Raw genomic sequence first — 14,555 nt, forward strand, 5'->3', positions numbered from 1 at the left:
GGGTCCATATTGTCCGATTATTTCACTTCACTTGAATTCGGACGATGTTTTTCGTTATTGAAATACAGGTGTTATACCGCTACTTCTGGATGGAAATCTTTCATCTTCATTTGTCGTTCTCGCATTGCGGCAATTGTAGAAAATAGTAGGAAAAGTGCACCGATGAAGATCAAGACGCTAACACCTTGTACTGCTCGATGGTCTAAAGCTACATCTGTTGGGTAAATCGCTTGCCGAAGGATATTTACTGAGTATGTCATCGGATCGAAGGTATGGAACCAGCGCAGTGGTGCTGGTTGTGTTTCCGGTGGGTATAGTCCTCCGGAAGATACGATCTGTAGCGACATAAATGCGATACACAATACGCGTCCGACAGTAGAGCCGAATACTGTGTTGAGTCCTTGGGTTATCGCCATGAAGCACATGGATGTCAGGCACATCGCTGCCCACAGAAGGAATTCGTTGTGAGCTTGAAGCCCAATGGCATAGCGTTGCACTAAGAACATAATGGTTGCTTGGCAAAATCCAACGATAACTGCAGGTATATAGGAGGCTAGAACAACGCGGAATGGTGTTACGCCTGAATCAACTACACGTCGCTGTAGTGGACGCATGAGCATGAAGGTTACGGTGCCGCCCATGAATAGTCCCAGTGCGATAAACATAGGTGCGAGCCCTAATCCAAAAAGCGAGAGGGAATCTCTGGCAACGTTTTCTGCTACTGGTGTAGATACGTTTCGCGCTGAGTCTGCGATCGTGTCATCAGGGAATTGCGGAATTTTGTCTTTGCTCTCTCCTAGCTTGAGGGATAGTTCGGATGCTCCTTCATCAAGACGAACTAATCCTGAGCTAAGTTGCGATGCACCCACCGTCAGCTGTTGAGATCCTGCTGAAAGTTTGGTCGTGCCATCGGCTAGGGTCTTGGTACCTATAACAAGCTTTTCGGAGCCATCAGACAACTGATGCAACCCAGTGGAAAGTTTTTGAGCACCTTTCGTTGCTGAATTTATACCTGCGCGATATTGTGCCGTGGGGTCGGAAAGCTGTCGGTGTATTTCCGATGCCCCGTTTCGCAGTTTCGAAAGTTGAGTCATCATATCCGATTGAGGACCGATTCCGGCTGTGTTGATGGAGTTAATAATGCCGTCGGCGCTGTTAGCGAGGTCGATCGCTTGGGGTATGCCTGTGGCACGTAGTTGGGCACTCAGATTGACCAGTGGAACTGTCAATTGCGCTTGGGCATCGCTCGCTTGTTGTGCGACGCCCACGAGCTTATCGACGCCCGCAGATACTTGACCCGCGCCGTTTCCGAGGGTATCGGTGGCTGCGTTGAGTTTTGTTAGTCCGTCGGCGAGTGCGTCAGCACCGTTACTCGCAGTATGAATTCCTTGGTCAAGTTGGCCTGCGCCGTCGTAAAGCTTGTGTGCTCCGTCGTTTGCTTGTTGGAGTCCATTGTTAAGCTGTGTTGATCCGTCTGCGAGCTTGTCGGCACCATCATGAGCTTTATGGGAGCCGTCTGCGAGTTGGCCGGCGCCGTCTGCTGCAGCGCCAAGGCCTTGGCCGATGGTATTAAACCCGACAAGGAGTTGGTTTGCTACTTGTGATCCAAGATTCTCATTTACTGCGGCGAGAACGCGTCCTACAACTTGGTTGCCCAACATTGTAGCTAAAAAGCCATTGGCGTTGTTGTAAACAGCATTAAGTTTTGCTTGATGCGGCTGGGGATCTTTTACGCTAGTGGCGGCTTGAGAAAAATCTGTGGGGAATTCGATAGCGAAGTAGTAGGTGCCGTCAGCAATTCCTTTGCGAGCTTGGTCGGCGGAGACCTCTATAAATTTTGCTTGTTGTTGATCGACAAGACTATGGGTGATCTGTTCACCTGCGTTGATGGTCTTGCCTTCTTTGGTCACTCCGGTATCTGAGTTGACTACTGCTACGGGCAATTTGTTGAGATGTCCGATTGGATCCCAGTAAGACCAAACAAATAACCCGCCGAAGAGCAAGGGCATAAGCATGATAACGACAATTGCTATGGGAGGTAGTTTTCCATGTCCGAATCTGCGGAATTCCGTACCGATATGAAATAGGTTCATGATGTTAGGTTTTCCTCGTTATGCCTTTGCTTTTTGCTTTCGTTGTAGGGCGCCAGCAACGTGAATCTCTTGGTCTGCAATTTTGTCAACGTCATCATTGGCGGACATAGCGACAACGGGCATTGATGCAGCAATGTTTTTTAACTCCCTTAAAAGATCAGCTCTTAAGCGGAGGCTTCGGATTTGGTCGATATCGTCCACAATGAGCAAGTCTGTGTGCGGTCTTGCAATTAGTGCAAGAGCGATACGTAAACGAAAACGAGTGAGGGGATCGAGATCTCCAATGCTTTGTCTCGCAAATTCTTTGCTGTTGGGAAGATCGAGTAGTTCGGCTGCGTTAATGAACGTTTCCGACTTGGTTATGTCCCGAGGAACTCGGCGATACCAAGGCTGCGACCATGCCAATTGTTCGCGCACTGCAGCTGTGACTGGCACGAGTCGTTCGAGCGAATCTAATTCTGGTACACCTGCCAAGGCGACTGCTTTATGCAGTTGGCGTGGCGCTGTTAGCACCTTGTCTGAATCCTGAACTTTTAATTCAATCGAGCCACTTATGGGCTTCATACGCCCTGCGAGAGTCATCGACAAAGTTGTTGCCGAATTTTCTCGACCACAGTGCACCAAGCTAAGACCAGCGTAGATTTTTAGCTCTGGGAGGTGCGTACCGCTGACCATATGGAGGTCAGTAACACTTAGGATCGGCTGATCTTCGGTCGGTGCGTTGTCCGTCGTGAGGCTGTGCGTTGTTTCCACGAACGGGGGATCCTATCTTGTTAGTCGTTTTTCTAAAATGTATTAGGTCTACCGCAGAGGTGTTGCACCCACAATAAGTGAGAAGGTACCCTCCACTAAAGCGGATCATCAACATATTTCTCTCACATGACACCATTGTCAAACCCTCGAGGACTCTAAACTATGCGAACGGACGCTTTGCGAAGGCGAAACAGCATTATCTCAGCCGGAAGCGCTCTTCTTATCCAAGCCGGTACTCACATGACGGTCGAGTCAGTCGCAGAACGCGCCAAAGTCGGAATCGCAACGTTGTACCGAAACTTCCCAACGCGTGAACACCTCCTTCATGCCTGCATTGGAAATATCGCTGACAATGGCATCGAACAACTCAATTCCATAGCCAATTGCCCTCCCCGATCATCGAGCGAAGCCAAACAACAACTCATCACTCTCATATCTCTCATTTCTACGATCGGGCTTAATATCGTTATTCCAGCCATCATCCAGCCTCCCGAATCAAGTTTGGCCCCAGAATTTTTAGACACCCGACGTACACTCATGAAGTTGATGCGAACTATCGATTCCAATCTTCGAGCCACAGGACTAATTCATCCTTCCATCTCAATCCTGGACTTCTACACCGGCATTATTGCTCTATGTGCACCCCCTCATTTCAGTGCGACAGATACACCGACTCCCACAACTGAGCACCTCATCGATATTTTCATTGCAGGTTGCAAAACTGGAGTAGCTAAAACCACTAAAAATAGCTAGGTTGGTAACTTCACCCATCTTCCCCACCCCGCTCAAGGAGCAGTATGTCAATCAGTGTCACTGATTTGTTTAGTATCGGAATTGGCCCTTCTTCTTCCCACACCGTTGGGCCACTTCGCGCGGCTGAAGCATTTCTTAGTGCAAACAACTGCCCTGATGATTCCGAAATTGCTATCACCTTGCATGGTTCCCTTGCCGCCACAGGTATCGGCCACGGTACCGATCGTGCAGCAATTCTTGGCTTAGCAGGCTACACCCCTATTACCCTTACGCCTGACGTAAAACCTGTTTTTGGCTCCGCAATTCCCACCCAAGGAACAGTCAGTGGACCTCGAGGCGAGGTACGTTATCGCCTCATTTTCGACCCAGTTCCACTACCAGAACACCCTAATGCGATGACTTTCGTCGCCTATGGCCCCGATGGCAATCGTATCGGCACCCCTGCGATCTATTACTCCATCGGTGGTGGTTTCATCGCAACAGCCGATACCATGCGCGAACAAAAAACCCCAGAGTCTGCTGTCAAATCAGCAAATCAGGACCTAATGCCGTATCCGTTCACCACAGGAGACGAGCTTCTGTATCAATGCCAGAGCAACGCTCTCAGCATTCCACAGCTAATGGAAGCCAATGAAACAGCAATTCATGGAAGCATCTTGCCTGTGAACGATCATCTCGATTCCGTATGGGCCACTATGCAAGAATGCGTTAATCAAGGGTTGAGTACGTGGGGAATTCTACCGGGTGGACTCGAAGTAGAACGCCGTGCGCCACAGCTTTTCCAACATCTCACTGATGGCCCGGTGGACACCGATGATGCCCTTCGCGCAATGGAATGGGTGAATCTCTTTGCCCTCGCAGTCAACGAGGAGAACGCAGCCGGTGGGCGGGTTGTCACTGCTCCTACAAATGGTGCGGCAGGAATTGTCCCTGCAGTTTTGCAGTACGCTGAAAAATTTGTTCCTCAATTTACGGAAACAAGCCATCGAGATTTCTTGCTAACAGCTGCCGCTATAGGCATCATCATCAAATACAACGCTTCAATCTCCGGTGCTGAGGTTGGATGCCAAGGTGAAGTCGGCTCAGCAAGCTCTATGGCCGCTGCTGGTCTATGCCAAGTGCTCAACGGTACCCCACGCCAAGTAGAGCATGCTGCAGAAATAGCTCTCGAGCACAATCTCGGGCTAACCTGTGATCCAGTCGGCGGCTTGGTCCAAATACCATGCATTGAACGCAACGCAATTGGTGCAGTGAAATCTATCAATGCAGCTCGCTTATCGCTTATCGGATCAGGTAAACATCGTGTCCGACTCGATGATGCTGTGCTTACTATGGCTGAAACTGGACGGGACATGCTCACAAAATACAAAGAAACTTCCACAGGCGGTCTAGCTATTCGCCTTGGGCTTCCTGTCAGCATCACTGAATGCTAAAAGCGGTGGGAATGCACGAGTAATAAAAATACTGTGCATTCCCACCGCCGCAAGCGTGGCCTCCTCGTGTCTTACAACGCTGACTGAATCTCCAAGATCAAATTGTCAAGGGATACATCGCGTTGCCCTTGTTGAGCTAGATCTTTAACAGCAACACAATTGTTCTCAAGCTCACGATCCCCTAACACAAGAGCAAAACGAGCTCCAGCGCGGTCCGCACCTTTCATCGCACCTTTCAAACCGCGATCACCATAGGCCATATCTGCGCTGATACCAGCTGAACGAAGTGCGTCGATGATCCGAACCATTTCGCGCTTCGCTGCCGAACCCATGGCCACACCAAAAACGTTCACTCGAGAGCCATCGGTTACTCGCTTTTGTTCCGCTTCAAGCGCAAGCAAGCAACGGTCCACTCCCAGTGCATAGCCGATACCTGAAAGTTCTTGGCCGCCCAACTGCGCCATGAGGCCGTCGTAACGCCCACCGCCTCCAATACCCGACTGTGCACCCAAACCGTCATGAACAAACTCAAATGTGGTCTTGGTGTAGTAGTCCAAACCGCGAACCATTCGAGGATTGACTACATAGGCAACATTGAGGTCATCCAGCATTCCCGTAACAAGCTCGAAGTGTTCCCTACTCGAATCAGACAGGTTATCCAACATCAACGGCGCATCTACGGTCATCTCTTGAATTTCTGGACGCTTATCGTCCAAAACTCGCAGTGGATTAATCTCCGCACGATGACGAGTTTCTTCGTCCAAAGGCAGCTTAAACAAGAATTCTTGGAGCTTTTCTCGGTATTGCGGACGGCACGTGTGGTCGCCAAGGCTCGTAAGCTCCAAACGGTAACCGGTCAAGCCAATTGCTTTGAGAGAGCGGTCCGCAAGTGCAATAACTTCCGCGTCGAGAGCGGGGTCATCAACACCGATAGCTTCAACGCCTACTTGTTGCAGCTGGCGGTAACGCCCCGCTTGCGGGCGCTCATAGCGGAAAAAAGGACCATAGTAGTTGAGCTTGACCGGAAGTTGTCCGCGATCGAGATTGTGCTCGATAACTGCACGCATCACACCGGCTGTGCCTTCAGGACGAAGCGTAACCGACCGATCCCCTCGATCCGCAAACGTGTACATTTCCTTCGTTACCACATCGGTCGATTCACCGACGCCACGAGCAAACAAAGCAGTGTCTTCAAAGATAGGAAGCTCGATGTGCTCATAACCAGCCAGATGCGCTTGGTGGGCAAAAGTATCACGCACCCCTAAAAATTCGGGGGAAACTGGTGGAATATAGTCTGGCACGCCTTTAGGGGCTTGGATCGTCTGCAGCTTCTTTTTACTCACGTCGATACAGCTTAGCGGTAGCAACAAAACAATTCGAGTACTACACCCTCAAATACGGATTTGAAGCCTTCTCAGCTCGCATCGTGGTAGCTGGACCATGCCCAGGCAATATTGTCAATGAGTCCTCTAACCCCAGAACTACACTTTTTATACTGTTCGCCATAGCATGAGGATCAGAGTGCGCAAGATCAGTCCGTCCTATCGATCCTTTGAAAAGCACATCACCTGAAAAACAGAAGTCTTTACCAACGAACAAGACGCACCCAGGTGAATGACCAGGCGCATGACGAACAACGAATCGTTGACCACCAAGTTCAACTTCATCGCCATCGCCTAAATAGCTCACTGAATCAGGGAGATTCATCGCATCGGCGTGGAAAAGTAATCTCGAGTCTTCCGACATTCCATTTCCCTTGTCCAAAAAGAATTCATCGTCGCGATGAATCTGCAACGCCACTCCCCAACCATTAGCAAGAGCAGCAGCATCCCTGCAGTGATCAATATGGCCATGAGTGAGCAAAACTTGCACTACTTCGACGCGGTTTTCTTCACAGTACTGATCAATTAGCTCTTTCGCGCGGAGCCCAGGGTCTATCACGCTTGCGTATCGACGCCCCTCAGATTCCTCCGACAGCACCACGTAACAATTGGTTTGATACGGTCCTGCCGGAAAACTCAAAATCTCCATATGGTTCATTCAACCGTGTTACTTGATGGATGCCAAAGCAGCAGCATAATCAGGCTCAGTCGTGATCTCATCGACCAACTGGGAATGAACAACAGTACCTTGCTCATCAGCAACGATCACGGCACGGGCTAACAAGCCCTTCAACGGTGATCCCTCGAGAACAACCCCATAGTCTTGACCAAAAGTTGAACGGAATGATGATCCCGTAATGACATTATCGAGACCCTCAGCAGCACAGAAACGAGAATGTGCAAATGGTAGATCCGCAGATGCACAAATCACCACAGTGTCAGCTAAATCAGCTGCTTCCTTGTTAAAGTGCCGCACTGATTGCGCGCAAACACCAGTATCAATGGATGGGAAAATGTTGAGAATAATCTTTTTGCCAGCAAAACGCTCAGCATCAAAATCAGTTAAATCTGCGTCGACGAGAAGGAAAGGCGGAAGAGCCTGCCCAACTTGTGGAAGAGATCCGCTAGTTTCTACCGCTGATTCTTGAAAATGTGTAATAGCCATAGGCCCAAGCGTAACGACGAATCCGCTTCCTCGCTACAGGCTCTAACTTTGGGGCATCACAACGGCAAGCTAGACTAACCAACGATAATCAAACAGCGAGCCATTTCATGCTCAGCTCATCTAAGTAAAGGATTGGAAGGCCTGTGGGCACTAACAAGGAACGCCGTGAGAGCGCAATGCGATCTCTAGAAAAAGAAATCAAGTCAAGAGATCGCGCGGAAAAAACAAAACCGCTAGGCGTCGTCGCTGCAGCAGCAGTCGCAGTTCTAGCCGTTGTCGGCGGTATTTACTGGGCAAACTCCTCGGATGATTCTGCGCAAACCCAAGCTTCTGACCAAGCTACGCCCACAACTGAAGAATCCAACTTCACCCCCCTAGCAATGAAACGCGCCAAGGCACTAGGCGATACCGTTACCTGCACCTACAACGATGCAGGCAACGCGTCCAAGGACGTATCGAAACCCAAAACTGAATCCGTTTCTGCAAAGGGAACAACCACGGTTTCTCTGGATACAAACAAAGGAAAGATTGATCTTGAGCTCGACCGTGCAGCTTCCCCTTGCACTGTCAATGCCATTGAGCATCTTGCCAAGCAAAAATACTATAACGATACTGTTTGCCACCGTCTAACCACTAGTGGAATTTACGTTCTGCAGTGTGGCGATCCAAGCGGTAAGGGTTCAGGTGGACCTGGCTTCCAGTTTGATAATGAATACCCAACCGATGAAGCTTCAGATAAACAGACTCCAGTAGTTTATCCACGCGGAAGCATTGCTATGGCTAATGCCGGCGAAGGTACCAACGGTTCCCAGTTCTTCCTTAACTACAAGGATTCTCCGCTACCTCCCGCATACACGTACTTTGGAAAAATCTCTGACGCTGGCCTTAAGACCCTAGACAAGATTGCCGAAGCAGGGGTAAAAGACGGCGGCACAGATGGCACTCCGGCTGAAGAAGTAAAAATCAGGACTGCAGCAGTTTCTTAGCAAGCGATTGCGCAAAGGTGCTCACAGAACACATGTGACACTTACATGCCATCAGCCTTTGCTTTCGTGTCTTAAAAATTAAAGGTAGCTTTTTATCTAGTGAAAGGCTAGGATGATTGGCATTGTTGTCCAACCTTCACCGAAAGTAGTAATTTCATGAAGCTTTTGTCTCGCAAGGCTATCGTAGCTGCTACCACCGCAGTTGCAATCTCCGCTGGTTCCCTCTCCGCTCCTGCTATGGCTAATGAAAAGCCTGCTCTGCTTTCCCAAGCAGGTAAACGCAGCAGCGAAATACAAGCTGATGGTAATAACCAAGGTAAATCTAAAGATACCATCGCTACACTTAAAAGCGTGTTGAGCATCATCTCTACTGTCGTTGCCATCTTGGGTGCATTGTTCCCACTCGCTTCTCAGATCATGAAGAAGTTCGGCATCAGCAAATAAGGAACTTTAACCTTGCACTATCACCCAGAATTGGGTTAAGTAGCAAAAGTGTGTCTCTCGGCGTGTCGCGGGGGGACACACTTTGTCTATCTGAGGGGTCTTTTTCTGATTCCGATGTTGTGCTCGTATTAGGTTGGGATAGCCTTGTCGTAGAAGACTGGAAGTCCGGTTTTCTAGGTCGGCCAACAGGATGTGATGGCACCGTAGGCGCCTTGCCCACCATCGAGAACAACACACAATGGTGGAGCTAGTTGCTTCAATAGCTGGGTGTAGGCGTAGGTTGTTTCGCTTTTGGCCCAGTACCAGGTGATGACGTGAGTGCGTGTAGCTGCTACCAGCAGGCATCCTGCGGCGGTGTAGGTGCCGTCGATGAAGGTCTGGTCGTATATGCGGTTCGGGTCTGGTGTGTTGGGGATGTCAACATACCAGAAAGTAGGGAACCGTCCGATTCAGGGGCCATCGGCTTAGGCCGCGCTGTGCGGCAAGGTCAGTAAATGAATGATAGCCGGTGGCGTGGTGAATCTCGGTGCGTTTACGCGATAGGGATTATCGACAGTCTGGGTTAATGCATCGCCATCGGGTGGTGCCGGCGGCTGTTGTGCCGTTTTTCTTCATTTGTCCTGTACAACCAGGGCATCGTGGTCGATGCGTAGTCACCGATCAAGCAAACCGCAGGCTCTAGCATAAGGAAGTATTGGATCTTGGTATTGAATCTGGAATAACTCCCGAAGAGCTATTCCAGACCGTTTTAGATAGGTTAACCAGCTGAAATCATTAAAACCGGACACACTTTTGCTACTTAACCCCCAGAAGTTACACGGTAAACATCGAAAACTGCTTCTGTATTACGAAGCTGAGTCATTAGCGATCCCAGCTGTTTAGTATCTGAGACAGAAAAAGTAAAACGTACCGTAGCAACATGGTCATCTGAAGCATGTGATGACATCGCTACTACCTGTACACGTTGCTCATTGATCACTCGAGTTAGATCCATCAGCAATCCCTCCCGATCCAGCGCTTCCAGCTGCAAAGTAGCTGCAAAAACGCTTCCACCTTCAGAGGCCCACTGGACATTAATCAAGCGCTCTGGTTCATTACGCAAGCTATCCGCATTTGTGCAGTCAGTTCGGTGTACGGAAACACCACCACCTCTAGTAACAAAACCGAAGATCTCATCGCCTGGAACTGGCATACAACACTTAGCCAACTTGGCCATAACGTCAGGACTTCCCTCAACGAGAATTCCGTTTTTATCAGTTACCTGAGACTTTGAGCTAACAAGCTCGCTAAATGGTGTACGCGATACCAAAGTGTTTTCAGCGTCTTCAGTATCACCAAATGCAGCAATGAGTCTATTAGCAACATGTGCTGCGGAGATCGAGCCTGAGCCAATCGCTGTGTACAACGCATCAACGTCAGGGTAATGCAGTTCAGTAGCGACCTGCTTCATTGATTGTGCGGTGAACAGCCGGTGCATTGGCAAACCACCACGTTGCACCTCGGTTGCTAGCGCATCGCGACCAACTTCGAGATATTCTTCACGACGTTCCTTGGCAAACCATTGGCGAATCTTCGCTTTAGCTCGAGGAGATACCACGAAATCTTGCCAGTCGCGGCTAGGACCAGCGTTTTGATCTTTCGAAGTAAAAATCTCTACCCGATCACCAGATTTAAGCTTGGACTCCAGCGCAACAAGTTTTCCATTGATTTTCGCACCAATACACCGGTGCCCCACCTCAGTGTGGACTGCATAAGCAAAATCGACAGGTGTGGAGTCAACTGGCAGATTGACTACGTCGCCTTTCGGCGTGAACACAAAAATTTGTTTACTTGTCAGGTCGTAGCGCAAAGAGTCCAAAAACTCATTGGGATCTGCGGCTTCCTTTTGCCAATCCAGCAGCTGGCGCATCCACGCCATTTGATCAATTTCGGCTTGTTCGCCGCTATTCTTGCCTTTGGTTTCTTTATAACGCCAGTGTGCAGCGATACCGAACTCGGCATTGTAGTGCATCTCATGGGTACGAACCTGTACCTCAAGAGGCTTGCCACCATCCCCCATGACAGTCGTGTGCAGTGACTGGTAGACACCGAATTTAGGTGAAGAGATATAGTCTTTAAATCGCCCAGGCATAGCTGAATACAATGAGTGGACAACGCCGATTGCCGCATAGCAATTATTCACATTATCGACGAGAACCCGAATACCTACGAGGTCAAAAATCTCATCGAAGTCCTTCCCTCGAACAATCATCTTCTGGTAGATCGACCAATAATGCTTAGGTCGCCCCATCACTTCAGCATCAATATGATTTTCTTTGAGGGTAGAAGTCAGCTGCGCAATGACCTGATTAAGGTAGCGGTCTCGTGAAGGAGCACGATCCGCGACCAAGCGAACGACTTCATCGTATTTCTTGGGGTACAAGATAGCGAAGGAGAGGTCTTCAAGTTCCCATTTGACGCTGGCCATACCGAGGCGGTGAGCCAATGGAGCAATAACCTCAAGGGTTTGACGCGCTTTTTTAGCCTGCTTTTCTGGAGGCAAGAAGCGCATTGTGCGCATATTGTGCAGCCGGTCAGCTACTTTGATAACCAATACACGTGGATCTTGGCTCATCGCGACAATCATTTTTCGGATTGTTTCTGCCTCAGCAGCAGCTCCCAAAGCAACCTTATCAAGTTTGGTAACACCATCGACCAAACGAGCTACTTCAGCGCCAAAATCAGCTGTGAGATCTTCTAGGGAGTAATCCGTATCCTCCACTGTGTCATGGAGTAACGCCGCCACTAATGTAGTGGTATCCATGCCTATTTCCGCTGCGATCGTTGCAACCGCCAGCGGATGGGTAATATACGGGTCCCCCGACTTTCGGAATACTCCTTCATGAAGCCGTTCCGCAGTTGCATAGGCTCGATTGAGCACCTCCGCATCTGCTTTAGGATGAAATTCCCTATGAATCGCCAGCATAGGCTCCAGTACAGAGTTCACCCGAACCCTGTTACCGGTAAGGCTTCTGGCCAATCGAGCTGACATGCTCCGCATCGAATTGGACTGCTTCGCTGTTTTCTTATCCTGCGTCATCGTTGCGAATATGCCTTTCCAACTCTATTTTTAGCCAAAAGTACCGGAACAACTTGAGTTACGCCGTAGCGCTTTCATTAATTACTACCAAAGGTGCATCATTCAATCGCTCACGGCCACCCAGCCCGTCGACTTCGAGCACGACTGCGTATCCGCTTACAGTGGCACCACAAGCTTCAATCAATTTGCGAGCCGCATCCAATGTGCCGCCAGTAGCCAAAACGTCGTCGACCAGCACGACCTTTTTGTCTTCCAACTCTAGACCTTCAGCAGGTAGCTCGAGTGCTGAAGTGCCATACTCTAAAGAATATTCCTCAGAGTGTACTGGCGGAGGCAATTTGCCCTTTTTCCTAATGGCAAGAATGCCGGTTCCGGCTTTGTACGCGACTGCAGAACCTAGAAGAAATCCACGTGCGTCTAACCCACCAATGAAATCAGCTCCCAATCGCATTGCATTTTCTGCCAATTCATCAACGATGAGAGAAAAAGCGGCGGCATCAGCCAATACTGGGGTGAGGTCCTCGAAAATTACTCCTGGTACAGGGAAATCGGGAACGAAACGAGTTTTACACGCAATTGCTTCTCGGGCATCTGCATACAGGGGGACAGTCATAAAGGCAGTTCTTTCCTAGAAATCGATACTGATCAAAAATAACGTACATTTGCTCTTACTTTGAATTCTTAGAAAAGAACCACCTATCCATGTTCCATCCGATTCCAGCTAGATCAGTATTAAGAACCACATTAGACACACGTCGATCAACTACAAACACTCGCGGTTGCGACGCTAATGGGATCGATGGAACAACATCCCATGTACTTAGTTCAGCTTGCCGTGTCGCCGCAATGTTATTACTAGTTGTAGCCACTGATTCGAACTCGGTCGCTGGATCAACAGCCTTCAAAACGACATCAATCGTGCCTATTTTATCGAATTGATACCCGTGATCCGTCGTAAAGCTTCTGGACAGATCCCTAATACCACTGCCTTCTTGATGCGCATCCACCACAAGGATTCCCGCCGGTTCACAGGATCTACGGATATTCGCCACAATTGCTTCCATTCGGGCATCAGGCCCCTCATAGCCGATAGCAATTGTTTGTCCGGTAAGTCGGCGAGCTTGCTCTACGTCACTATGCAGATGCGCCTCTGTGAGATCTTTGACATGGCCAGCCATGGGATCATTAGCACGAATTGTGCGTGCTGTAACAGGAGCTACCTCAACACCAGATAGCGCGCTGGATTCGGACGCAATACTCGATTGATCAATGCAGGATGCAAAAGCTTGTCGGTTTTCTCGCGTGGCAAATACGCCCGCATTGGCCAACAATAGTTCTTCAGTCAATACTCCCGATTGCGCTTGTACATCAAACGAATTTGTAGAATCGTTTCGGTCTAGCCAATCGATTTCTTTTGAACTGGCAACCTCAGCAATTTCCAAAGAGCCGGCGTCTTTAAGCTCCTTGAGGTTAGCTCCTTTAGGCCAGACCACCACTGACTCGATTTCTGCTGGTTGTCCACCATAATGAGGATTTCGTGTTAGATAGACTTCCCCTCGATCCCCCACCCGATCAACCTTATAAGGCCCCGATGAAACTTGAAGATCAGGGTCAAATTGGTCGAGCGAAAAACCTCGATTCCATACTTCAGCAATTGGTTGAAGCGCATCGACATCGCGTGATTGCAATACAGTATTGAGATCTTCAAGAGTCACACCCATTTTGCGTGCTATTGCGTGAGCAGGCAAAATGACACCCGCTGGAAACAACTGCCGCCACCGAGAACCAAAATTTTCCTTCAATGTAACAGTGATTTCACGATCCCTAGGTTTGCATTCCACTTTGTCGATTTGTTTCATCAACGGCATGTAGGAATCAAAAACGTAATCATAAGTACCCGCAGTAAAGGCAAGAAGATAGTCATCACAAGTCACGGCTTCACCATCGGAATACACTGCGTCTGGTGAAATCGTATAAACAATCTTCTGATTAATACCTGGAAGTACCTGTGCCGAGGCCATCGACAAATTAGGAATTAATTGCCCCTTCGGCCCGGAAACATAGGGTGCTGGGTACAGCCGTCCAGCAAGCAACTGTGCATTGGTTGATGCGCCTTCGGTAGAACCAGCATTAGTGGTTACCAACCGATCGTTTACGGCATAGCCTAACTGGTTGCTCTGGGACAAAGATGACTCAGGATGTGCACTGCAGGAAGACAAAGCTACTGCCATTACGCTAACGCTCAATACACCGCCAACACGTACAGCCTCCTTACGGAGGTTCATTGAAGGGATTCTAATCCTCACAGTTTGCTTGGCCTTTCCTACTAGCACATTACCTATGCCCTGTGGACTAGGAAAATTATAGTAACTCACACCAACAAGGATTGAATCCACCCTATCTAGTTGGCCGCACCTCATATGAAAAGCCCCCTGAATTGAAAGAAGTTAGTTCAATTCAGGGGGAA

At 49.2% G+C, this 14,555-nt stretch carries 12 protein-coding genes and 1 pseudogene; 4 read left to right on the forward strand and 9 right to left on the reverse strand.

Annotation, left to right across the window (positions count from 1 at the left end):
- Positions 1–71: 71 nt before the first annotated feature.
- Positions 72–2,093, reverse strand: a complete 2,022-nt coding sequence (locus tag AT687_RS06565) for a YhgE/Pip domain-containing protein (RefSeq protein WP_014319124.1) — start codon at positions 2,091–2,093, stop codon at positions 72–74.
- Between the two features lie 18 nt (positions 2,094–2,111).
- Positions 2,112–2,846, reverse strand: a complete 735-nt coding sequence (locus tag AT687_RS06570) for a P-loop NTPase family protein (RefSeq protein ID WP_014310475.1) — start codon at positions 2,844–2,846, stop codon at positions 2,112–2,114.
- A 162-nt stretch (positions 2,847–3,008) separates the two neighbouring features.
- On the opposite strand from AT687_RS06570, the gene AT687_RS06575 reads away from it, so the two are divergent.
- Positions 3,009–3,599, forward strand: a complete 591-nt coding sequence (locus AT687_RS06575; RefSeq protein WP_014310476.1) for a TetR/AcrR family transcriptional regulator — start codon at positions 3,009–3,011, stop codon at positions 3,597–3,599.
- A 44-nt stretch (positions 3,600–3,643) separates the two neighbouring features.
- On the forward strand, positions 3,644–5,032 hold the full coding sequence (locus tag AT687_RS06580) for an L-serine ammonia-lyase (RefSeq protein WP_014310477.1): 1,389 nt from the start codon (positions 3,644–3,646) through the stop codon (positions 5,030–5,032).
- Positions 5,033–5,103: 71 nt separating this feature from the next.
- Here AT687_RS06580 and hisS read toward each other — a convergent pair whose 3' ends face one another.
- Genes hisS through tpx form a run of 3 tightly spaced genes read right to left on the reverse strand, consistent with a single transcriptional unit; the run spans position 5,104 to position 7,579 of the window.
- Positions 5,104–6,375 carry a histidine--tRNA ligase gene (gene hisS, locus AT687_RS06585; protein ID WP_014310478.1) on the reverse strand — a complete coding sequence of 424 codons (1,272 nt, stop codon included), beginning with the start codon at positions 6,373–6,375 and terminating at the stop codon, positions 5,104–5,106.
- A 40-nt stretch (positions 6,376–6,415) separates the two neighbouring features.
- On the reverse strand, positions 6,416–7,072 hold the full coding sequence (locus AT687_RS06590; RefSeq protein WP_014303473.1) for an MBL fold metallo-hydrolase: 657 nt from the start codon (positions 7,070–7,072) through the stop codon (positions 6,416–6,418).
- 9 nt (positions 7,073–7,081) lie between these two features.
- Positions 7,082–7,579, reverse strand: a complete 498-nt coding sequence (tpx, locus tag AT687_RS06595) for a thiol peroxidase (protein WP_014303474.1) — start codon at positions 7,577–7,579, stop codon at positions 7,082–7,084.
- A 143-nt stretch (positions 7,580–7,722) separates the two neighbouring features.
- Between tpx and AT687_RS06600 the strand changes: the two genes are divergently transcribed.
- Together AT687_RS06600 and AT687_RS06605 are read left to right on the forward strand one after the other, a co-directional pair.
- Complete coding sequence (locus AT687_RS06600) at positions 7,723–8,565, forward strand: peptidylprolyl isomerase (RefSeq protein WP_014303475.1); 843 nt, start codon at positions 7,723–7,725, stop codon at positions 8,563–8,565.
- A gap of 156 nt (positions 8,566–8,721) precedes the next feature.
- Positions 8,722–9,009 carry a hypothetical protein gene (locus tag AT687_RS06605; protein ID WP_014303476.1) on the forward strand — a complete coding sequence of 96 codons (288 nt, stop codon included), beginning with the start codon at positions 8,722–8,724 and terminating at the stop codon, positions 9,007–9,009.
- Between the two features lie 179 nt (positions 9,010–9,188).
- Here the strand turns inward: AT687_RS06605 and AT687_RS13040 are convergent.
- From AT687_RS13040 to AT687_RS06620, 4 genes and pseudogenes are all read right to left on the reverse strand, one after another.
- Positions 9,189–9,666: pseudogene (locus tag AT687_RS13040) on the reverse strand (IS1/IS1595 family N-terminal zinc-binding domain-containing protein); the annotation flags it as partial.
- Positions 9,667–9,808: 142 nt separating this feature from the next.
- On the reverse strand, positions 9,809–12,088 hold the full coding sequence (locus AT687_RS06610) for a RelA/SpoT family protein (RefSeq protein WP_014301975.1): 2,280 nt from the start codon (positions 12,086–12,088) through the stop codon (positions 9,809–9,811).
- A gap of 58 nt (positions 12,089–12,146) precedes the next feature.
- A complete protein-coding gene (locus AT687_RS06615; protein ID WP_014303477.1) occupies positions 12,147–12,701 on the reverse strand; it encodes an adenine phosphoribosyltransferase in 555 nt (184 codons plus the stop codon).
- 55 nt (positions 12,702–12,756) lie between these two features.
- Complete coding sequence (locus AT687_RS06620) at positions 12,757–14,508, reverse strand: ABC transporter substrate-binding protein (protein WP_014310480.1); 1,752 nt, start codon at positions 14,506–14,508, stop codon at positions 12,757–12,759.
- Between the last annotated feature and the right edge of the window lie 47 nt (positions 14,509–14,555).

Source organism: Corynebacterium diphtheriae (assembly GCF_001457455.1).
GTDB classification, from domain to species: domain Bacteria; phylum Actinomycetota; class Actinomycetes; order Mycobacteriales; family Mycobacteriaceae; genus Corynebacterium; species Corynebacterium diphtheriae.

Coding starts and splice junctions, on each gene's coding strand:
- AT687_RS06605 (WP_014303476.1), top strand. CDS start 8,722: ATGAAGCTTTTGTCTCGCAAGGCTATCGTAGCTGCTACCACCGCAGTT.
- AT687_RS06620 (WP_014310480.1), bottom strand. CDS start 14,508: ATGAGGTGCGGCCAACTAGATAGGGTGGATTCAATCCTTGTTGGTGTG.
- AT687_RS06565 (WP_014319124.1), bottom strand. CDS start 2,093: ATGAACCTATTTCATATCGGTACGGAATTCCGCAGATTCGGACATGGA.
- AT687_RS06580 (WP_014310477.1), top strand. CDS start 3,644: ATGTCAATCAGTGTCACTGATTTGTTTAGTATCGGAATTGGCCCTTCT.
- AT687_RS06590 (WP_014303473.1), bottom strand. CDS start 7,072: ATGAACCATATGGAGATTTTGAGTTTTCCGGCAGGACCGTATCAAACC.
- AT687_RS06615 (WP_014303477.1), bottom strand. CDS start 12,701: ATGACTGTCCCCCTGTATGCAGATGCCCGAGAAGCAATTGCGTGTAAA.
- AT687_RS06610 (WP_014301975.1), bottom strand. CDS start 12,088: ATGACGCAGGATAAGAAAACAGCGAAGCAGTCCAATTCGATGCGGAGC.
- AT687_RS06575 (WP_014310476.1), top strand. CDS start 3,009: ATGCGAACGGACGCTTTGCGAAGGCGAAACAGCATTATCTCAGCCGGA.
- tpx (WP_014303474.1), bottom strand. CDS start 7,579: ATGGCTATTACACATTTTCAAGAATCAGCGGTAGAAACTAGCGGATCT.